Source organism: Streptomyces sp. NPDC001027 (genome assembly GCF_040299045.1).
Taxonomy (GTDB): Bacteria; Actinomycetota; Actinomycetes; order Streptomycetales; family Streptomycetaceae; genus Streptomyces.
The window spans coordinates 1-19,065 of record NZ_JBEPBI010000151.1 but is presented as its reverse complement, the minus strand read 5'-3'; the positions used below and the strand labels follow the sequence as shown (position 1 = coordinate 19,065).

General features: G+C 74.0%; 17 protein-coding genes and 1 riboswitch. Of the genes, 11 read left to right on the top strand and 6 right to left on the bottom strand.

The annotated features are described in order from the left end of the window. Positions 1 to 121 precede the first annotated feature (121 nt). A riboswitch (cobalamin riboswitch) is annotated at positions 122 to 262 on the top strand. Positions 263 to 362: 100 nt separating this feature from the next. The 6 genes from ABT300_RS30120 to ABT300_RS30095 all read left to right on the top strand — a co-directional run bounded on the left by ABT300_RS30120 (position 363) and on the right by ABT300_RS30095 (position 7,163). Beyond that, complete coding sequence (locus tag ABT300_RS30120) at positions 363 to 1,307, top strand: cobalamin biosynthesis protein (protein WP_351682171.1); 945 nt, start codon at positions 363 to 365, stop codon at positions 1,305 to 1,307. Beyond that, complete coding sequence (locus ABT300_RS30115; protein WP_351682168.1) at positions 1,304 to 2,836, top strand: cobyric acid synthase; 1,533 nt, start codon at positions 1,304 to 1,306, stop codon at positions 2,834 to 2,836. The genes ABT300_RS30120 and ABT300_RS30115 overlap by 4 nt, the downstream gene beginning before the upstream one ends. Beyond that, the gene (locus ABT300_RS30110) at positions 2,833 to 3,021 is read left to right on the top strand and encodes a hypothetical protein (RefSeq protein ID WP_351682165.1); all 189 of its coding nucleotides are present in this window, start codon (positions 2,833 to 2,835) and stop codon (positions 3,019 to 3,021) included. Before ABT300_RS30115 ends, ABT300_RS30110 begins: the two co-directional genes overlap by 4 nt. After that, positions 3,018 to 5,072: a putative cobaltochelatase gene (locus tag ABT300_RS30105; protein ID WP_351682162.1), complete on the top strand. Its 2,055-nt coding sequence runs from the start codon at positions 3,018 to 3,020 to the stop codon at positions 5,070 to 5,072. The genes ABT300_RS30110 and ABT300_RS30105 overlap by 4 nt, the downstream gene beginning before the upstream one ends. Further along, complete coding sequence (gene cobO, locus ABT300_RS30100; RefSeq protein WP_351682159.1) at positions 5,072 to 5,680, top strand: cob(I)yrinic acid a,c-diamide adenosyltransferase; 609 nt, start codon at positions 5,072 to 5,074, stop codon at positions 5,678 to 5,680. Before ABT300_RS30105 ends, cobO begins: the two co-directional genes overlap by 1 nt. Before the next feature lie 85 nt (positions 5,681 to 5,765). Further along, the gene (locus ABT300_RS30095) at positions 5,766 to 7,163 is read left to right on the top strand and encodes a cobyrinic acid a,c-diamide synthase CobB (protein WP_351682157.1); all 1,398 of its coding nucleotides are present in this window, start codon (positions 5,766 to 5,768) and stop codon (positions 7,161 to 7,163) included. 113 nt (positions 7,164 to 7,276) lie between these two features. Here ABT300_RS30095 and ABT300_RS30090 read toward each other — a convergent pair whose 3' ends face one another. After that, on the bottom strand, positions 7,277 to 8,005 hold the full coding sequence (locus ABT300_RS30090) for a ZIP family metal transporter (protein ID WP_351682154.1): 729 nt from the start codon (positions 8,003 to 8,005) through the stop codon (positions 7,277 to 7,279). 216 nt (positions 8,006 to 8,221) lie between these two features. On the opposite strand from ABT300_RS30090, the gene cobC reads away from it, so the two are divergent. Continuing rightward, positions 8,222 to 9,982: an Rv2231c family histidinol phosphate aminotransferase CobC gene (gene cobC / locus ABT300_RS30085; protein WP_351682151.1), complete on the top strand. Its 1,761-nt coding sequence runs from the start codon at positions 8,222 to 8,224 to the stop codon at positions 9,980 to 9,982. Positions 9,983 to 10,258: 276 nt separating this feature from the next. Here the strand turns inward: cobC and ABT300_RS30080 are convergent, their stop codons facing one another. From ABT300_RS30080 to ABT300_RS30060, 5 genes are all read right to left on the bottom strand, one after another. Beyond that, on the bottom strand, positions 10,259 to 11,236 hold the full coding sequence (locus ABT300_RS30080) for an SCO1860 family LAETG-anchored protein (protein ID WP_351682148.1): 978 nt from the start codon (positions 11,234 to 11,236) through the stop codon (positions 10,259 to 10,261). A 144-nt stretch (positions 11,237 to 11,380) separates the two neighbouring features. After that, positions 11,381 to 12,472 carry an amidohydrolase family protein gene (locus tag ABT300_RS30075; protein ID WP_351682145.1) on the bottom strand — a complete coding sequence of 364 codons (1,092 nt, stop codon included), beginning with the start codon at positions 12,470 to 12,472 and terminating at the stop codon, positions 11,381 to 11,383. 21 nt (positions 12,473 to 12,493) lie between these two features. Then, positions 12,494 to 13,288 (bottom strand): amino acid ABC transporter ATP-binding protein, encoded by a 795-nt coding sequence (locus ABT300_RS30070; protein WP_351682143.1) that lies wholly within the window; start codon positions 13,286 to 13,288, stop codon positions 12,494 to 12,496. Further along, positions 13,285 to 14,118, bottom strand: a complete 834-nt coding sequence (locus ABT300_RS30065; RefSeq protein ID WP_351682140.1) for an amino acid ABC transporter permease — start codon at positions 14,116 to 14,118, stop codon at positions 13,285 to 13,287. The genes ABT300_RS30070 and ABT300_RS30065 overlap by 4 nt, the downstream gene beginning before the upstream one ends. Then, positions 14,115 to 14,966 carry a transporter substrate-binding domain-containing protein gene (locus ABT300_RS30060; RefSeq protein WP_351682137.1) on the bottom strand — a complete coding sequence of 284 codons (852 nt, stop codon included), beginning with the start codon at positions 14,964 to 14,966 and terminating at the stop codon, positions 14,115 to 14,117. The genes ABT300_RS30065 and ABT300_RS30060 overlap by 4 nt, the downstream gene beginning before the upstream one ends. 184 nt (positions 14,967 to 15,150) lie before the next feature. Here ABT300_RS30060 and ABT300_RS30055 point away from each other — a divergent pair, with 184 nt between their 5' ends. From ABT300_RS30055 to ectB, 4 genes are all read left to right on the top strand, one after another. After that, positions 15,151 to 16,251, top strand: coding sequence for a pyridoxal-phosphate-dependent aminotransferase family protein (locus tag ABT300_RS30055; RefSeq protein ID WP_351682135.1), 1,101 nt, complete (start codon positions 15,151 to 15,153; stop codon positions 16,249 to 16,251). A 73-nt stretch (positions 16,252 to 16,324) separates the two neighbouring features. Then, entirely contained in the window at positions 16,325 to 16,852 is a 528-nt protein-coding gene (locus tag ABT300_RS30050) for a DinB family protein (protein WP_351682132.1), read from the top strand. A gap of 277 nt (positions 16,853 to 17,129) precedes the next feature. Beyond that, positions 17,130 to 17,636, top strand: a complete 507-nt coding sequence (ectA, locus tag ABT300_RS30045) for a diaminobutyrate acetyltransferase (RefSeq protein WP_351682129.1) — start codon at positions 17,130 to 17,132, stop codon at positions 17,634 to 17,636. Between the two features lie 151 nt (positions 17,637 to 17,787). Continuing rightward, on the top strand, positions 17,788 to 19,059 hold the full coding sequence (gene ectB / locus ABT300_RS30040; RefSeq protein ID WP_351682126.1) for a diaminobutyrate--2-oxoglutarate transaminase: 1,272 nt from the start codon (positions 17,788 to 17,790) through the stop codon (positions 19,057 to 19,059). Positions 19,060 to 19,065 lie beyond the last annotated feature (6 nt).

Sequence of the window (19,065 nt, the reverse complement as noted above, 5' to 3'; positions counted from 1 at the left end):
CGATCGCCGTCCCGCACCCCGTTCCCGTCCGCGCGCTCCGCGCCCCGTTCCCGGACCCCGCCGGACCCGCCGTGTGGGGTTCTGCACATCCTCCCCGCGCAGGTCAACGGCAAGTTGACGGCCCTTCCGGGCCCGTGGTGGACTGCCCGGGCCATGTACGGCGGCAGAAGAGGAAGCCGGTGCGATTCCGGCGCGGTCCCGCCACTGTCACCGGGGAGGTAACCCCCCGGGAGCCAGGAACTCTCGCCGCCGGTCTCGTCGAACCAGGGCGCGGACACCCTGAGTGAGGACCTCTGCCATGTGCGGCTGCCGACCGAGCGTCACCACCGAGCCGATCCCCGCCCCCACAGCCGGCTGACCCGATGGGTGCCGAGCGCGTCCACGCGTACGGCGCCGCCGTCGGCCTGCTCGGCGACCTGCTCCTCGGCGACCCCCGCCGCGGGCATCCGGTCGCCGTGTTCGGGCGGGCCGCGGGCGCCGTCGAACGGCTGCTGTGGCGGGACCACCGGGGGTGGGGCGCCCTGCACACCGTGGTGTGCGCCGGGGGCGCCGTCGCCCTGGGGGCCGCCGCCTCGCGAGGTGTGCGCCGCTCCCCCGCCGCCTCCGTCGCCCTGACCGCCGCCGCCACCTGGGCCGTCGTCGGGGGCAGTTCGCTCGTCCGCGAGGCCCGCGCGATCGGGCGGGCCCTGGAGGCGGGGGACGTCGAGGCGGCCCGCGAACGACTGCCGCATCTGTGCGGGCGGGATCCGCAGGCGCTGGACGCCGACGGGATCGCCCGGGCCGTCGTGGAGTCCGTCGCCGAGAACACCTCCGACGCCGTCGTCGGGGCACTGGTGTGGGGCGCCGTGGGCGGCGTGCCGGGTCTGGTCGGGTTCCGGGCCGTCAACACCCTCGACGCGATGGTCGGTCACCGCTCGCCGAGGTATCTGCGCTTCGGCTGGGCCGCCGCCCGGCTCGACGACCTCGCCGGGTGGCCGGGGGCGCGGCTGACCGCCGTGCTGGCCGCCGCGGCGGGGGACGACCCGCGCGGCGCGCTGCGCGCGTGGCGTGCCGACGCCCGCCGTCACCCGAGCCCCAACGCGGGCCCCGTGGAGGCGTCCTTCGCGGGCGCGCTCGGCCTGCGGCTGGGCGGGACCCTGTCCTACGGCGGGCGGGTCGAGCACCGGCCGGTGCTCAACGGGGCGGCCGGACGGGCCGTCGCCGTGCACGACATCGAACGCGCCGCGCGGCTCTCCCGCCGCGTCGGTCTGCTCGCGCTCGGCGTCACCGTCGCCGCGCGCCTGGTCGCGAAGGGACGTCAGTCATGAGCGGGGGGCTCCTCGTCGCCGGCACGACCTCCGACGCCGGCAAGAGCGTCGTCACCGCGGGGATCTGCCGGTGGCTGGTGCGACAGGGCGTCAAGGTCGCGCCGTTCAAGGCGCAGAACATGTCCCTCAACTCCTTCGTGACGCGGGAGGGCGCCGAGATCGGACGGGCGCAGGCCATGCAGGCGCAGGCCTGCCGGGTGGAGCCGACCGCGCTGATGAACCCCGTGCTGCTCAAGCCGGGCGGGGAACGCAGCAGCCAGGTCGTGCTGTTGGGCAGGGCGGTGGGCGAGATGAGCGCCCGCGGCTATCACGGCGGCCGGCAGCAAAGACTCCTCGGCACCGTTCTCGACTGTCTCGCCGAGTTGCGGGGCACGTATGACGCGGTGATCTGTGAGGGGGCGGGCAGTCCCGCCGAGATCAACCTGCGGCGGACCGACATCGTGAACATGGGGATCGCGCGCAGCGCGCGGCTGCCCGTGCTCGTCGTCGGCGACATCGACCGGGGCGGCGTCTTCGCGTCGTTCTTCGGCACCGTGGCCCTGCTGTCGCCTGAGGACCAGGAACTGGTCGCCGGGTTCCTCGTCAACAAGTTCCGGGGCGACGTCTCCCTGCTGGAGCCGGGCCTGGACATGCTGCAGGGGCTCACCGGGCGGCGGACGTACGGGGTGCTGCCGTTCCGGCACGGGCTCGGGATCGACGAGGAGGACGGGCTGCGGGTCTCGCTGCGGGGAACCGTGCGGGAGTCGAACACCGCCCCGCCGGTCGGCGAGGACGTGCTGCGGGTCGCCGTCTGCGCGGTCCCGCTGATGTCCAACTTCACCGACGTGGACGCGCTGGCCGCCGAGCCCGGCGTCGTCGTGCGGTTCGTCGACCGGCCCGAGGAACTGGCCGACGCCGACCTGGTCGTCGTGCCGGGGACCCGGGGCACCGTGCGGGCGCTTCAGTGGCTGCGCGAGCGCGGCCTGGCCGACGCGCTGGTGCGCAGGGCCGCCGAGCAGCGGCCCGTCCTCGGCGTCTGCGGGGGCTACCAGATCCTCGGCGGGCGGATCGAGGACGACGTCGAGAGCCGGATCGGCGGGGTCGACGGGCTCGGACTGCTCCCCGTGCGGGTGCGGTTCGCCCCGGAGAAGACCCTCGCCCGCCCGGTGGGCGAAGCCCTCGGCGAGTCCGTCGAGGGGTACGAGATCCATCACGGGGTGGCCGCCGTGGACGGCGGGGAGGCGTTCCTGCGCGACGACCTCGGAAACCCCCTCGACGGCTGCCGGGTCGGGCAGGTCTGGGGCACGCACTGGCACGGCTCACTGGAGTCGGACGGGTTCCGGCGGGCCTTTCTGCGGGAGGTCGCCGCGGCCTCGGGCCGGCGTTTCGTGCCCGCTCCCGACACCTCGTTCGCCGCGCTGCGCGAGGAGCAGCTGGACCGGCTCGGCGACCTGATCGAGGAGCACGCGGACACCGACGCGCTCTGGCGGCTGATCGAGTCGGGCGCGCCGCAGGGGCTGCCGTTCGTTCCCCCGGGAGCGCCCGTATGAGCGTCCGGCCGAGCACCCCGTCGAGCGTCCGGTCGAGCACCCGCACGGTCGACGGGCCGTCGCCGTCGGCGGGCGGCGTCCCGTTCACCGGGGAGTCCGGCCCCCGCGCTCGGCGCGGCACCACCGAACGGCCGCGGGACGTCCGTCCCGTGCCGGAGGGCGAGTTGGAAGGCAACGAGAAGTGAGTACTCCTTTCCCGTTCACGGCCGTCGTCGGCCAGGACGACCTGCGGCTCGCGCTGCTGCTGAACGCCGTGTCGCCGGCGGTGGGCGGCGTGCTGGTGCGCGGCGAGAAGGGCACGGCCAAGTCGACGGCGGTACGGGCGCTCTCGGCGCTCATGCCGGCCCTGGACGCGGTGACCGGCTGCCGGTTCTCCTGCGACCCGGCCTCGCCCGACCCCGGCTGCCCGGACGGACCGCACGAGCCGGGGGCGTCCGAGAGGCGGCCGGCGCGGATGGTGGAGCTGCCGGTCGGCGCCTCCGAGGACCGGCTGGTGGGCGCGCTGGACATCGAACGGGCGCTGGCGGAGGGCGTGAAGGCCTTCGAGCCGGGGCTCCTCGCCGACGCGCACCGGGGCGTTCTGTACGTCGACGAGGTCAACCTCCTCCACGACCATCTGGTCGACCTGCTGCTGGACGCGGCCGCGATGGGCGCCTCGTACGTCGAGCGCGAGGGCGTCTCCGTACGGCACGCGGCCCGGTTCCTGCTCGTCGGCACCATGAACCCCGAGGAGGGCGAGCTGCGGCCGCAGTTGCTCGACCGGTTCGGGCTGACGGTGGAGGTGGCGGCCTCGCGCGACCCCGACCAGCGCGTGGAGGTGGTGCGACGGCGGCTCGCTCACGACGACGACCCCGAGGCGTTCGCCGCGCGCTGGGCCGACGAGGAGGCCGCCGTCCGCGGCCGGATCACGGCCGCGCGCGAACTGCTGCCCTCGGTGCGGCTGGGCGACGCGGCGCTGCGGCAGATCGCGGCGACCTGCGCCGCGTTCGAGGTGGACGGCATGCGCGCCGACATCGTCATGGCGCGCACGGCGACCGCGCTGGCCGCGTGGGCCGGACGGACCGACGTGCTCGCGGAGGACGTACGGCAGGCGGCGCTGCTCGCGCTGCCGCACCGCAGGCGGCGCAACCCCTTCGACGCGCCCGGACTCGACGAGGACAAGCTCGACGAGACGCTGGAGGAGTTCGGCGGCTCGGACGAGGAGGACCCCGACCCCGGTCCGGACGGCCCCGGGGGCGGACCTGACGGCGGGGGCGGCCTGCCGCCGCAGCCCGGCGACACGGCCCACGACACCGCCGACGACGCCACCGTGCCGCCGCAGGGCGACGCCGGTCCCGACGCCGGGCGGAGCGGGGAGGGCGACGCACAGCCGCAGCCGGGCGGACCGGGGGCCGGGGAGCAGTCCCCCGTGCGGGCCGCCGAGCCCTTCCGCACGAAGACGCTGAGCGTGCCCGGCATCGGCGAGGGCGCCGCCGGGCGGCGGTCGCGTGCGCGCACCGAGCATGGCCGGACCACGGGCGCGCGGCGCCCCCGGGGCGCCCTGACCAAGCTGCATCTGGCGGCGACCGTGCACGCGGCCGCCCCGCACCAGCGGGCGCGGGGACGGTCCGGGCCGGGGCTGGTGGTGCGGCGCGACGATCTGCGGCAGGCGGTCCGGGAGGGGCGCGAGGGCAACCTCGTGCTGTTCGTCGTGGACGCCTCGGGGTCGATGGCGGCCCGGCAGCGGATGGGCGCGGTGAAGGGCGCGGTGCTGTCGCTGCTGCTCGACGCGTACCAGCGGCGGGACAAGGTCGGACTCGTCACCTTCCGGGGCGCGGGCGCGGACGTCGCGCTGCCGCCCACGTCGTCGGTGGACGCGGCCGCCGTGCGCCTGGAGTCGCTGCCCACCGGGGGGCGCACACCGCTGGCCGCCGGGCTGCTCCGGGCGCACGACGTGCTGCGCGTGGAGCGGCTGCGGGATCCGGCGCGGCGGGCGCTGGTCGTCGTGGTGACGGACGGACGGGCGACCGGCGGCCCCGAGCCGGTCGCGACGGCCGGGCGGGCAGCCCGGCTGTTCGCCGCCGAGGGCGTGGCGAGCGTGGTCGTGGACTGCGAGTCGGGGCCGGTGCGGCTCGGGCTCGCCGGGGAGCTCGCCGCGGAGCTGGGGGGCACCGCCGTCACGCTCGACGAGCTGCGGGCGGACTCCATCGCGGGACTGGTGAAAGACGTGCAGGGGACTTCGAGGAGGGCCGCTTAATGCCGCAGGGACAGCCGAGCGTCGTGCCGGACGACGGACTGACGACGCGTCAGCGCCGTAACCGGGCGCTCGTCATGGTGCACACGGGCGTCGGCAAGGGGAAGTCGACCGCCGCCTTCGGGCTCGCGCTGCGGGCCTGGAACCAGGGGTGGCCGATCGGGGTGTTCCAGTTCGTCAAGTCGGCGAAGTGGAAGGTCGGCGAGGAGAACGCGCTGCGGGTGCTGGGGGCGTCCGGGCAGGGCGGCTCCGTCGACTGGCACAAGATGGGCGAGGGCTGGTCGTGGGTGCAGCGCGACCTCCAGGGGGACAACTCCAGCAACGAGGAGAAGGCCCGCGAGGGCTGGGAGCAGGTCAAGCGGGACCTCGCCGCGGAGGCGTACAAGCTGTACGTGCTCGACGAGTTCGCCTACCCGCTGCACTGGGGGTGGATCGACGTCGACGAGGTGATCTCGGTGCTGCGGGAGCGGCCCGGGACGCAGCACGTCGTCATCACCGGCCGCAACGCGCCCGAGAAGCTCGTGGACTTCGCCGACCTGGTCACCGACATGTCCAAGGTCAAGCATCCGATGGACGCGGGGCAGAAGGGGCAGAGGGGCATCGAGTGGTGACGCCGTGCTGACTCCCCCTGCAGCGACGCCTTCTGCGGCGACGTCGTCCGCGTCCCCGCCGCCGGCGTCCTCGGCCTCGTGCTCCGTGCCGCGGCTCGTCATCGCCGCGCCCTCCTCGGGCAGCGGCAAGACGACCGTCGCGACGGGGCTGATGGCCGCGTTCGCCGCGCGCGGGCTCGCCGTGTCCCCGCACAAGGTCGGACCGGACTACATCGACCCCGGGTACCACTCGCTCGCGACCGGGCGGGTGGGCCGCAACCTCGACGCGTACCTGTGCGGGCCGGAGCTGGTCGGCCCGCTGTTCGCGCACGGTGCGCGCGGCTGCGACCTGGCGATCGTCGAGGGCGTGATGGGGATGTACGACGGGGCGGCGGGAGAGGGCGAACTGGCCTCCACCGCCCAGGTGGCGAAGCTGTTGCGGGCGCCGGTGGTGCTCGTGGTCGACGCCTCGTCGCAGTCCCGGTCGGTGGCGGCGCTGGTGCACGGGTTCGTGTCCTGGGACCCGGAGGTGCGGGTCGGGGGCGTGATCCTCAACAAGGTCGCCTCCGACCGGCACGAGGAACTGCTGCGGGACGCGCTGGAGTCGGCCGGGACGCCGGTGCTGGGCGTCGTGCGACGGGCGCCGCGGGTCGACACGCCGTCCCGGCACCTCGGGCTCGTGCCGGTCGCGGAACGGCGGGCCGAGGCGGTGGACTCCGTCGCGGCGATGGCGGCGCAGGTGGCGCAGGGGTGCGACCTCGAGGCGCTGCTCGCGCTGGCGCGCGGTGCGGGAGACCTGTTCTGCGCGCAGTGGGACGCGGCCGAGGCCCTGCGGGCCGTGCCCGCGCCGGCTCTCGACGCGCCGACTCTCGACGCACCCGCGATCGACGCACCGGTCAGGCGGCCGGTGGTCGCCGTCGCGGGCGGCTCCGCGTTCACGTTCTCCTACGCGGAGCACGCCGAGCTGCTCACCGCCGCCGGCGCCGACGTCGTCCCCTTCGATCCGCTGCGGGAGGAGCACCTGCCCGAAGGAACCGCCGGGCTGGTCGTCGGGGGCGGATTCCCCGAGGTGTACGCGGCCGAGCTGTCCGCGAACGAGCCGCTGCGCAAGGCGGTGGCGGCCCTGGTGGACCAGAGGGCGCCCGTCGCCGCCGAGTGCGCCGGGCTGCTCTATCTGTGCCGCGAGCTGGACGGGCAGCCCATGTGCGGGGTGCTCGACGCGACGGCGCGGATGAGCGGACGGCTCACACTCGGGTACCGGGACGCGGTCGCCGTGAGCGACAGCGCGCTGGCCGTGACCGGGACCCGGATGCGGGGCCACGAGTTCCACCGGACCGTCGTGGAGCCCGGCGCGGGCACGACCCCCGCATGGGGGCTGCGGACCCCGCAGCGGCGGCTCGAGGGGTTCGTGGAGCGGGGTGTGCACGCGAGCTATCTGCACACGCACTGGGCGTCCGAGCCGGGCGTGGTCCGCCGGTTCGTGGAGAGGTGCCGCACGTCATGAGCGGCGGGCCGGCCGTGGGGGCCGCCCGGGGGCCGGGACCGCGTGCCGTGACCGGACTCCTCCCGGCGCGCGGGCACGGGCATGCGCACGGGTGCGGGTGCGGGCACGGGCTCTCAGGACGCCAGGCCGACCACCAGCCAGATGAAGGCCGCGCCCGCGATCGTGCACAGCACGGTGGAGCGGGCCGGGTGCTCGTGGTGGGCCTCCGGGAGGATCTCGGCGGCCGCCAGGTACAGCAGCGCGCCCCCGAAGAACCCGAGATAGCCGCCGAGCACCTGCTCCGGGATGGTGACGAAGGACGTCGAGGCCGCGCCCGCGACCGGGGCCGCCGCGTCCGCGACCAGCATGGCCTGGGCCTTGCGGCGGGCGTTCCCGTAGAGGCTCGTGATCGTGTACGTGTTGAAGCCGTCCGCGAAGTCGTGGGCGATGACCGCCAGCGCCACGGCTGCTCCCATGCCGCCGTCCACCTGGAAGGCCGCGCCGATCGCCACGCCGTCCATCGCGCTGTGCCCGACCATCGCGGCGGCGGCCGTGAGACCCACCTCCGGCGCGCGCAGGGTCGCCTCCTCCGCGCCGTGCGCGGCCTGGCGCGCCGCGAGCAGCCGTTCCACCAGATGGGCCAGCAGGAACCCGGCCACGAAGAGCAGCAGCGCGGCGGGAACGCCGAAGACCTCCGCGCCGGCCGCGTCGAGGGCCTCCGGCAGCAGGTCCAGGCCGACCACGCCCAACATCAGGCCGCCGGCCAGGCCCAGCACGAGGTGACGGCGGTCGGTCACGCGCTGCGCCGTCCAGCCGCCGGCCAGCGTCATCAGGAACGCGCCGAGCGCGACGAAGACCGCCATGCCCCCTTGCTATCCGATCGACCCCCGATCGCGCACATCCGCGCCACGGCCCGACGGCCCGAGGACCGGACGAAGCTCCGGAGACTCTGAAGCCGCCGGAACGCGAAGACCACCGCGGAGAGCACCGCAACCGCAAACACCGCCGAAGCCCCCGAAGCCCCCGAAGCCGCCGAGCCCCCTGAACCCGCACAGACGACGGAGAGAGGACGTGCCCGCATGACCGACGCCGTCCCCGGCCGCCCGGGCCACGCGCCCGTGACGTCCGCCACCGTGGACGGGGACGCCGCGACGTCCCTCGTCGTCGGGGTCGGGGCGTCCACGGGCGTTCCCGCCGCCGAGGTGCTCGACCTGGTGGAGAGCGCGCTGCGGGAAACCGGACGCTCGGTGCGCGACCTCGCCGAGCTCGCCACCGTCGACGTCAGGGCCGGCGAGCCGGGCCTCGTGGAGGCCGCACGGCGGCTCGGCGTGCCCGTGGTGACGTACTCCGCGCGGGAGCTGGCCGGTGTGGCGGTGCCCCACCCCTCCGACGCGCCGCTCGCCGCCCTGGGCACCGCGTCGGTGGCGGAGGCGGCCGCGCTGGTCGGGGGCGGTGAGCTCGTGGTGCCCAAGCGCAGGTCGGCCGGGACTCCGGCGAGGGCGACCTGCGCCGTCGCGCGCCGGACGGGCCTGCCTGCACCGCCGGCCGCCACGCCGCCCGGAACCGCCCACGCGCCCCCGGACGACGCCGGCGGGCTCGCGACCGCCTCCCGCCCCGGCGCCCGCGGCGACCGCGACGGACCCGCCGCGGCGGGCGCGACCCGCACGGACATCCCCCACACGGGCATCACCCTCACGGACAGGGAAACGCGCACTCCCATGCACACTGACGGACACGCTGACGGAAGAGCCGACGAGCACGCCGACGGCCTGACCGGGAGTCCCGACGGCGTACACGACCTGCGCCATCACGGGGACGCCGAGACGCGGGACGACGGCTCGGCCCTGGTGGACCTCGCCGTGAACGTCCGCGCGGACACTCCTCCGCGCTGGCTGCGCGAGCGGGTCGCCGCGTCCCTCGGCGGTCTCGCGGCCTATCCCGACGGACGTGCCGCGCGGGCGGCCGTCGCGGCGCGGCACGGGCTGCCCGTGGAGCGGGTGCTGCTGACGGCGGGCGCGGCGGAGGCCTTCGTGCTGCTGGCGCGGGCCCTGCGGGTGCGGCGGCCGGTGGTCGTGCATCCGCAGTTCACCGAGCCGGAGGCGGCGCTGCGCGACGCCGGGCACCAGGTGGGCCGGGTGCTGCTGCGCGCGCGGGACGACTTCCGGCTGGATCCGGCGGCCGTTCCCGACGACGCCGACCTCGTGGTGGTGGGCAATCCGACGAACCCCACCTCGGTGCTGCACCCCGCGGACACGCTCCGGCGGCTGGCGCGCGCCGGACGGACGCTCGTGGTCGACGAGGCGTTCATGGACGCGGTGCCGGGCGAACGGGAGGCTCTCGCCGGGCGGACGGACGTGCCCGGGCTGGTGGTGCTGCGCAGCCTGACCAAGACCTGGGGGCTCGCGGGGCTGCGGATCGGGTACGTCCTCGCGGCGCCGGAGACGATCGCCGAGCTGGAGCGGGCACAGCCGCTGTGGCCGGTGTCCACGCCGGCGCTGGCCGCCGCGCAGGCGTGCGTGGAACCGCAGGCGCTGGCGGAGGCCGCGCACGCCGCGCACCGCATCGCCGCGGACCGGGCCCATCTCGTCGCCGGACTCGAGGAGTTCGCCTCGGACGGGCTGAGGGTGGCGGGTCCGGCCGAGGGCCCCTTCGTGCTCGTCCGGCTGCCGCGGGCGGCCGCGGTCCGCCGTCAGCTGCGGGTCCTGGGGTACGCGGTCCGGCGCGGGGACACCTTCCCCGGGCTGGACGAGGAGTGGCTGCGGCTGGCGGTACGGGACCGGGTGACGGTGAACCGTTTCCTCCAGGCCCTGGACCAGGCCCTGGCACTGACCCGCAACTGACGACGCCCGACGCACGGATCAGGAGGGCCCGCGCGAGGGGAGACCGCGACTCGGGCGTAGAGGCGCGACGCGCGCGGCCGGAACGCGACCGCCCGCGCGGGACGCGACGGCACCGCGCGAGCAGGACACGAAGGCGGGACCCGGACGGCAGGGCGCAGGCAGAGCCGCTCGGGGTGACGCCGGAGGCGGGCGGGGCCTGGAGGAAGGCGAAGGGCGGGGCGGGCACGGGCGCCGGGGGACGTCGGCGTCCGTGCTGCCGCGCCCCGCCCGGTTCGGTCAGGCGCGTCGGCGGGTCAGCGCCACGGCTGCCACGCCCGCGAGCAGCAGCGCCGCGGCGCCGCCCGCGACGTACGGGGCGGGCGAACCGCCGCCGGTCCGGGCCAGGTCCGCCTCGGCGGGCGCGCCCTGCGGTCTGACGTCGGGGGCCGGAGCGGCGCTCGCCGCGGCCGGCCGTTCCCGCTCCTCGCCCTTCTCCGACGCCCCGCCCTGGGACCGGCCCTGTTCCCCGGTCTGCTCCTCCGGCTGCCCGGCGGGCGTCTCGCAGGAGGCGGCGGCGAGCGTCACCGTGCCGGTGACGTCGGCGACGTTCAGTTTCAACGGGTCGACGGAGACGGTGAGTTCGAGGGCGGTGGCGGCGGCCGTGCGGGTGGTGGTCGCGCGCTTCGACAGCTCCAGGCGGACCTCCCCCACGCCCGGCGCCTTCACGTCCGTCGTGCCGCCCGTGCTCACCGACACCTTCTTGCCCAGGACCGTGACCGAGCCCAGCAGGTTCGCGACGGCGACCGGAGCCCGGCCGGCCTCGCAGGTCGCCTTCGAGGTGACCGTGCCGACCTCGACGAGGGAGAGCAGCGGAAGTCCGGGGAGGTGCAGCCTGGCGTGGACGAGGCGGGTGGACGCCTCGGCCTTCCTCTCGTCCGCCGTGGCCCTGGCCTCGGCGACGTCGGCGCGCAGCACGCTGAAGGGTCTGCCGCCGGCGACGCCGTCCAACTCGGCGGTCAGCGCGGTCTTCTCGGCGCTCTGCGGCGCGTGCACCTCGTTGAGGGAGACGGCGAGCGGGACGTCGGCGGTTCTGTTGAGCAGGGACACGTCGAGGTCGGTGCGCAGCACGGCGGCGCTCGCGCGGCCGGGGCCGTCGCCCGCGTGGGCGGGACCCGCGCCGGCCAGGGCCGCGGGACCTGCGGCCAGGGCCGTGGCCGCCAGGGCGGCGGCGACGCGACGGGCGCGTGCGGGCATGCGGAAGGTGTTGCCGTTCAAGGGTGGGCTCCCCAGAAGAGACGCTTCGGGACCCCGCAAGAATCGCGTACGAAGGGTGAACGGTCAGCGCGCCGAGGTGAGTTCACTCCAACGTGAGATTTCCGCGCACGTCTTCGAATTCCCTGGCACGTGCGTTCTGCGCCGTCAGCCCACGATCTTCCCGTTCAGCACGACCCTGCGGGGCGCCGCCAGCACGCGCACGTCGGCGCGCGGGTCCGTCTCGTACACCACCAGGTCCGCCGGCGCGCCCTCGTCCAGGCCGGGGCGTCCGAGCCAGGCGCGTGCGCCCCACGTCGTCGCCGAGAGCGCCTGCAGCGGGGGGATGCCCGCGGTCACCAGCTCCGCGACCTCCGCCGCCACCAGGCCGTGCGGCAGTGAGCCGCCGGCGTCCGTGCCGACGAAGACCGGGATGCCGGCGTCGTAGGCGGAGCGGACGGTGTCGTACCGGCGCGCGTGGAGCCTGCGGATATGGGCCGACCAGCGCGGGAACTTGGCCTCTCCGCCGGCCGCGAGATCCGGGAAGGTGGCGATGTTGACCAGGGTCGGGACGATCGCCACGCCCCGCTCGGCGAACAGCGGAACGAGGTCGTCCGTCAGACCCGTCGCGTGCTCGACGCAGTCGATGCCGGACTCGACCAGATCGCGCAGCGAGTTCTCGGCGAAGCAGTGCGCCGTGACCCGCGCGCCCAGCCGGTGGGCCTCGGCGATGGCCGCCTCGGCGGCGGCCCGCGGCCAGCTGGGGGCCAGATCGCCGACCTCGCGGTCGATCCAGTCGCCGACCAGCTTGACCCAGCCGTCGCCGCGCCGGGCCTCCCGGGCGACGTACGCGACGAGGTCCTCGGGCTCGATCTCGTGCGCGTAGCCGCGGAGATAGCGGCGGGTGCGGGCGATGTGCCGGCCCGCCCGGACGATCTTCGGGAGGTCGTCGCGGTCGTCGATCCAGCGGGTGTCCGAGGGCGAGCCGGCGTCCCTCAGCAGCAGGGCGCCCGCCTCGCGGTCGGTCAGCGCCTGCTTCTCCGCGACGTCCGGCTCGACCGGCCCGTGCCCGCCGAGGCCCACGTGGCAGTGCGCGTCGACGAGACCGGGCAGCGCCCAGCCCTCGACGGTGCGGACCTCACGGGCCCTCGCGGGACGGGCGTAGGAGATCCGGCCGCCGACGACCCACAGCTCGTCGCGGACGTCGTCGGGCCCGGCGAGGACCCTGCCCTTCACGTGCAGCACCGGATGATCGCTCATGCCTGCACCCTAGGTCACGTCCTAGCCGGTGCTCCCGCCCACCTGGTCGGACGTCTCCTCCTCCACCTCGGCCATCGCCGGGTCGAGGAGACGGGAGAGGAAGTGGCGGGTGCGCTCGTGCCGCGGGGCGCCGATGACCTGCGCGGGGGCGCCGTCCTCGACGATCACTCCGCCGTCCATGAAGACGACCCGGTCGGCGACCTCGCGGGCGAAGGTCATCTCGTGGGTGACGACCATCATCGTCATACCCTCGTCCGCCAGCATGCGCATGACGGCCAGGACGTCGCCGACCAGCTCCGGGTCGAGCGCCGACGTCGGCTCGTCGAAGAGCATCACGTCGGGGCCCATGGCGAGGGCGCGGGCGATCGCGACGCGCTGCTGCTGGCCGCCGGAGAGGGAGGAGGGGTAGGCGTGCGCCTTCTCCGACAGGCCCACCCGGTCCAGGTTCTGGGCGGCCGTCTTCGCGGCCTCCGCCTTGCCGCGGCCGAGCACCCGGCGCTGCGGCAGCGTCAGGTTCTCGGTCACCGACAGGTGCGGGAAGAGGTTGAACTGCTGGAAGACCATGCCGATACGGCGTCGCACGGCGTCGATGTCGACATCGGGGTCGGTGAGCTCCGTGCCGCCGACGAAGACCTGGCCCCCGGTGGGCTCCTCCAGCAGGTTCACGCAGCGCAGCAGCGTCGACTTGCCGGAGCCGGAGGGGCCGATCACGCACACGACCTCGCCGCGGCCGATCTCCAGGTCGATGCCCCGCAGCACCTCGTTGTCGCCGAACGCCTTGTGCAGGCCGCGCACTTCGATCTCGGGTCGGCTCATTTCACGGCCTCCTGGGCCTTGGCCTCCATGCGGCGCACGACGAAGCCGAGCGGGACGGTCACCAGCAGGTAGCACAGGCCGGCGACCAGGATGGGCGTGGAGTTGGCGGTGTCGCTGGCCAGGTCCCGGCCGAACTTGGACAGTTCGCGCTCCTGGAGGGTCACGCCGAGGAGCAGGACCAGGGAGGAGTCCTTGAAGAGGATGATCAGTTCGTTGGTGAGCGGCGGCAGGATGATCCGGAACGCCTGCGGGATGACGATGGAGATCATCGCGCGGGCCGGCGAGAAGCCCAGCGAACGCGCCGCCTCCATCTGCCCCTTGGGCACCGCCTGGATGCCCGCACGGAACGTCTCCGCCATGTACGCGGCGCCCACCAGGCCGAGCGCGAGGGCCGCCTTGCCGTACGTGCCGCCGACGATCTCCGTGCCGGGGAAGGCCAGCGGCACGGCCACGCCGATGAACACGAAGATCAGCAGGGCGGGCAGACCGCGGAAGATCTCGATGTACACGCCGGCCACCCAGCGGTACGGGCCGACCGAGGACAGCCGCATCAGCGCGATGACCAGGCCGAGCACCAGCCCCAGCAGGAAGCCCGACAGCGTGTACAGGACGGTGTTCTTCAGCGCCAGCGTGATGACGTCGGGGAACATCTCCTTCGCGATGTCCCACTGGGCGAACTGGTTCTTCAGCCGCCCCCAGTCGGCCGTCACCGCGAAGACGATCACGGCGGCGACGAACACGGCGTACTGCAGGCCCCTGGACAGCCGGCGCCGCTGCCGCCGGGTCAGCCCCTTCCGCTTCGGCTGGAGCGGTACGTCCGCGGCGGTCATGACGCCGACGGGGAGGCCGCGGACGCGTCGTACGGGCCGATCCACTTCTCGTACAGCGTCTTGTACGTGCCGTCGGCCTTCGCGTCCGCCAGCGCCTTGTTGATCGCGGCGACCAGCTTCGCGTTGCCCTTCTTCACCGTGAAGCCGTACTGCTCGCCGGTGTTGAGGTTGTCGACGACCGTGAAGGCGCCGGCGTTGGCCTTGTCCTTCAACCAGCCCTGGACCACCGGGTAGTCGATGACGACGGCCTTGACCTGACCGGTGCGCAGTCCGTTGAGGACGGCGTCGGAGGACTCGAAGGAGACCGGGTCGAGGCCCTGCTTCTCGGCGTAGTCCTCGCCGGTGGTCTGCGCCTGCGCGCCCAGCTTGAGGCCCTTGGACTTCACCTCGGCGAGCGAGGAGACGCCCGCGCCCTTGTCGACGAGGACGGCCTGCGTGGCCTCGAAGTAGGGGTCGGAGAAGTCGACGTTCTTCTTGCGCTCGTCGGTGATGGTCATGCCGGCCGCGGCCAGGTCGCACTGGCCGGAGTTGAGGAAGGCGCCCGTCTTGAAGTTCTCGAAGGGCGTGTCGACGATCGCCTGCTTCACGCCGAGGTTCTTGGCGACCAGGTCGATCAGGGAGACGTCGAAGCCCTGCACCTTGCCGTCGATCTCCGACTGGAAGGGCGGGTAGGGCAGGTGGGTACAGGTGGTGAGCTGGCCCGCCTTGACGAGCTCGACCCCGCCGGCGGCGGTCTTGGAGCCGCTGCCGCCGTCGTCGCTCGACGTGCAGGCGGCCACGAGCACGAGCCCGGCCGTCGCGGTGGCTGCGGCCAGGATGCGGGTCCGGCGCCCGGAGAGGGTGATCACGGCGGGCCTTCCTGTAAGGGAGATTTGAGGAACTTTGAGTTCCGATTATAAGGAGAAGTTTGGGACTCTCAAACCAATCCAATGGTCACGAGGCCGCTGGGCCTGCGAAGTCACCAGTGGAGTGAGGGGAGAGCGCCCCGGTTACTCTCGTCACCTCTACCCAGTCAGTGAAGAGAGCATCGTCGTGACACACCCGTTCCTGGACCTCGCACCGTTGAGCGCCGCGCGTTTCGCCTCGATCGAGGCGCGGGTGGCCCGGCTGCTGGACACCCGGCAGGACGTCGTGGTCACGCAGGGCGAGGCGCTGCTGCCCCTGGAGGGCGCGATCCGGGGCGCCGCGGGTCCGGGCACCACGGCCCTCAACGTGATCACCGGTCCCTACGGTCAGACCTTCGGCGACTGGCTGCGCGACTGCGGCGCGACCGTGATCGACCTGGCGGTCCCCTTCCACACGGCGGTGACGGCCGCCCAGGTCCGCGAGGCGTTCGCCGAGCACCCGGAGATCGACTTCGTGTCGCTGGTGCACGCCGAGGCGGCGACCGGCAACACCAACCCGGTCGCGGAGATCGGCGAGGCGGTGCGGGAGCACGGCGCGCTCTTCTCCCTGGACGCGGTCGCCTCGATCGGCGCGGAGCCGGTGCTGCCGGACGCGTGGGGAGTGGACCTGTGCGTGATCGGCGCGCAGAAGGCGATGGGCGGCCCGGCGGGCGTCTCGGCGGTCTCGGTGAGCGAGCGGGCGTGGGCGCGGATGTCCGCCAACCCGACGGCCCCGCGCCGCTCGTACCTGTCCCTGCTGGACTGGAAGCACCGGTGGATCGACGGCGGCCGCAAGGCCCTGCTGCACGCGCCGGCACAGCTGGAGATGCTGGCCCTCGAGGCGTGCGTGGAGCGGATCGAGACCGAGGGGCTGGAGACGGTGACGGCCCGGCACGCGTCCGCCGCGGCGGCGACACGGGCGGGGGCGCTGGCGCTGGGCGGCGGGCTCGAGCCGTACGTGCACGACGCGGCGGAGGCGGCGCCGGTCGCCACCACCCTCAGGGCGCCGGCGGGCGTGCCTGCGTCGGAGCTGGTGGCCCGGGCGCTGGCGAGCGACCCCGCGCTGCCGCTGGCCGCGGGCGGGGGCGCACTGGCCGGCGAGATGATCCGGGTCAACCACTACGGGCCGGACGCGACCCTGGACGCGGTGCGCGACTCCCTGGCCGCGCTGGGCGCCGCGCTGAGCGAGCGGGGCCTGACCGTCGACCTCGACGCGGCCCGCCGGGCCGTGGAGGGCGGCCGCGGCTGACCCGGCCGCCGAGGCGAGTGGAGGGCGGCCGGAACCGACCGCCTCGGTCGGAGGCGGGTGGCATGCTGCCGCCATGACCGCCGACGCGCACCGCACCCTTCCCGACGGCCGCCCGATCCCCCTGCTGACCGGCGAGGAACTCCCCATGCTGGAGAGCTGGCCGGCGTTCCACCGGGCCACGCTGGAGCTGAAATGCGCCGGGCTGGACGACGAGCAGGCGAGGACGGCGTCCGCCGAGCCGTCCCCGCTCACCCTGCTCGGCCTGGTGCAGCATCTCGCCGAGGTCGAACGCAACTGGTTCCAGCGGGCATTCGCCGGTCTCGACGTGCCGCCGGTCTTCGCGGACAGGACCGGGTACGCACTCGACGCGGACCGCGGGCTCGACGAGGCGCTGACCGCCTGGCCGCGGGAGATCGCCCGCGGGCGCGAGCTGATCGCCGGGCGGTCGCCGGAGGACACCGGCCGGATCGTGGACGGCCCGATGACCGGGGTCGAGGTCAGCCTGCGCTGGGTGCTCGTCCACCTGATCGAGGAGTACGCCCGCCACAACGGCCACGCCGACATTCTTCACGAGCGTATCGACGGGGTGACCGGAGTCTGAACGGCGGGTAATTCAGGAATTCATTCCCGTTATTTCCCGGGCGGCTTGCGGCGATAGGTTTCCCGGGTTCTTCTGCCCCACTTCCCCGCACCTAAACGCAGCAATTTCGGAGCACTTCCGAGCACTCCGGAATGCGTGACGCATTGCACAAGCTCAACGATATGCACCTTTTGCGCGGTGTGAAACAGGGCAAAAACCCCTTCAGTCGCTGCGGCATCACGAAATCACCACGGCCTCTCCATGCGTTATCGAATTTCGCTCGGTAAGTTCCATCCGCATGACTGCCGCACAAGCAGACCTGCGTATCGACCGCCCGTCGGTGGCTGACGGAGCCGCCCTCTGGCGTCTCGCCAAGGAATCCGGAACGCTCGATCTGAACTCCTCCTACAGCTACCTGCTGTGGTGTCGCGACTTCGCCGCCACCTCGGCGGTGGCGCGCGCGGAGGACGGCGAGCCGGTCGGGTTCGTCACCGGCTACGCACGGCCGGAGGACCCCCACACCCTGCTGGTCTGGCAGGTGGCCGTCGACGCCGCACACCGAGGCCGCGGACTCGCCGCCGCGCTGCTCGACGGGCTGACCGCGCGGCTCGCCGCGGAGCGCCCGCTCACCGCCGTGGAGACCACCGTCACGCCGGGCAACACCGCCTCCGAGCGGCTGTTCGCGTCGTACGCCGAGCGGCACCGGGCGGGCGTCACCCGCGAGGTGCTCTTCGGCTCCGGGCTGTTCCCCGACGGCCCGCACGACCCCGAGGTGCTGTACCGGATCGGCCCGCTCTCCTTCTGATCCCCCCGCGCTCCCCCGCCTCCCCCGCTCCTGTACCGCTCCCCCCGCCTCCCCGCACCCCCGTACCGCTCCCTCACGCCCGCACGTCCCCGCACGTCCGCACGCCCCGTGCCGCTCTCCTGCCGACCCCACACCGAGGAGTGTTTTCGCCGTGACCCTCACCCAGCCCGACCTCAGCGTCTTCGAGACCCTCGAGTCCGAGGTGCGCAGTTACTGCCGAGGCTGGCCCGTCGTCTTCGACCGCGCGCAGGGCAGCCGTATGTACGACGAGGACGGCCATCGGTACCTGGACTTCTTCGCCGGCGCCGGATCGCTCAACTACGGCCACAACAACCCCGTGCTGAAACGGGCGCTGATCGACTACCTGATGCGCGACGGCGTCACGCACGGGCTCGACATGTCGACCGTCGCCAAGCGGACGTTCCTGCAGACCTTCCAGGACCTGGTGCTGCGCCCCCGCGACCTGCCCTACAAGGTCATGTTCCCGGGCCCGACCGGCACCAACGCCGTGGAGTCCGCGCTGAAGCTGGCGCGCAAGGTGAAGGGCCGCGAGGCCATCGTGTCGTTCACCAACGCCTTCCACGGCATGTCCCTCGGATCTCTCGCCGTGACCGGCAACGCCTTCAAGCGGGCCGGCGCCGGCGTCCCGCTGGTGCACGGCACGCCCATGCCGTTCGACAACTACTTCGACGGTCAGGTCCCCGACTTCCTCTGGTTCGAGCGACTGCTCGAGGACCAGGGCTCCGGGCTCAACAAGCCGGCGGCCGTGATCGTCGAGACCGTGCAGGGCGAGGGCGGCATCAACGCCGCGCGTCCCGAGTGGCTGCGGGCGCTCAAGGCGCTGTGCGAGCGCCAGGACATGCTGCTGATCGTCGACGACATCCAGATGGGGTGCGGGCGCACCGGGGCCTTCTTCTCCTTCGAGGAGGCCGGCATCGTCCCGGACGTCGTCACCGTGTCCAAGTCCATCAGCGGCTACGGACTGCCCATGTCGCTCTGTCTGTTCAAGCCCGAGCTCGACGTGTGGGAGCCGGGCGAGCACAACGGCACCTTCCGCGGCAACAACCCCGCCTTCGTGACCGCCACCGCCGCGCTCGAGACGTACTGGGCCGACGGGTCGGCCATGGAGAAGCAGACCCGGGCGCGCGGCGAGCAGGTCGAGCAGGGGCTGATCTCCATCACCGAGGAGAACCTCGCCGACGTCAAGGAGTACCGGGGCCGCGGTCTGGTGTGGGGCCTGGAGTTCCACGAGAAGGCGCGGGCCGGCCGGGTCGCGCGGCGCGCGTTCGAACTCGGGCTGCTGATCGAGACGTCCGGCCCGGAGAGCGAGGTCGTCAAGCTGCTGCCTGCGCTGACCGTCACGCCGGAGGAGCTGGACGAGGGCCTGAGCATCGTCGCCCGGGCCGTGCGGGAGACCGTCTGACGCTCC

Coding starts and splice junctions, on each gene's coding strand:
- ABT300_RS30120 (WP_351682171.1), top strand. CDS start 363: ATGGGTGCCGAGCGCGTCCACGCGTACGGCGCCGCCGTCGGCCTGCTC.
- ABT300_RS30115 (WP_351682168.1), top strand. CDS start 1,304: ATGAGCGGGGGGCTCCTCGTCGCCGGCACGACCTCCGACGCCGGCAAG.
- ABT300_RS30110 (WP_351682165.1), top strand. CDS start 2,833: ATGAGCGTCCGGCCGAGCACCCCGTCGAGCGTCCGGTCGAGCACCCGC.
- cobO (WP_351682159.1), top strand. CDS start 5,072: ATGCCGCAGGGACAGCCGAGCGTCGTGCCGGACGACGGACTGACGACG.
- ABT300_RS30090 (WP_351682154.1), bottom strand. CDS start 8,005: ATGGCGGTCTTCGTCGCGCTCGGCGCGTTCCTGATGACGCTGGCCGGC.
- cobC (WP_351682151.1), top strand. CDS start 8,222: ATGACCGACGCCGTCCCCGGCCGCCCGGGCCACGCGCCCGTGACGTCC.
- ABT300_RS30075 (WP_351682145.1), bottom strand. CDS start 12,472: ATGAGCGATCATCCGGTGCTGCACGTGAAGGGCAGGGTCCTCGCCGGG.
- ABT300_RS30070 (WP_351682143.1), bottom strand. CDS start 13,288: ATGAGCCGACCCGAGATCGAAGTGCGCGGCCTGCACAAGGCGTTCGGC.
- ABT300_RS30065 (WP_351682140.1), bottom strand. CDS start 14,118: ATGACCGCCGCGGACGTACCGCTCCAGCCGAAGCGGAAGGGGCTGACC.
- ABT300_RS30050 (WP_351682132.1), top strand. CDS start 16,325: ATGACCGCCGACGCGCACCGCACCCTTCCCGACGGCCGCCCGATCCCC.
- ectA (WP_351682129.1), top strand. CDS start 17,130: ATGACTGCCGCACAAGCAGACCTGCGTATCGACCGCCCGTCGGTGGCT.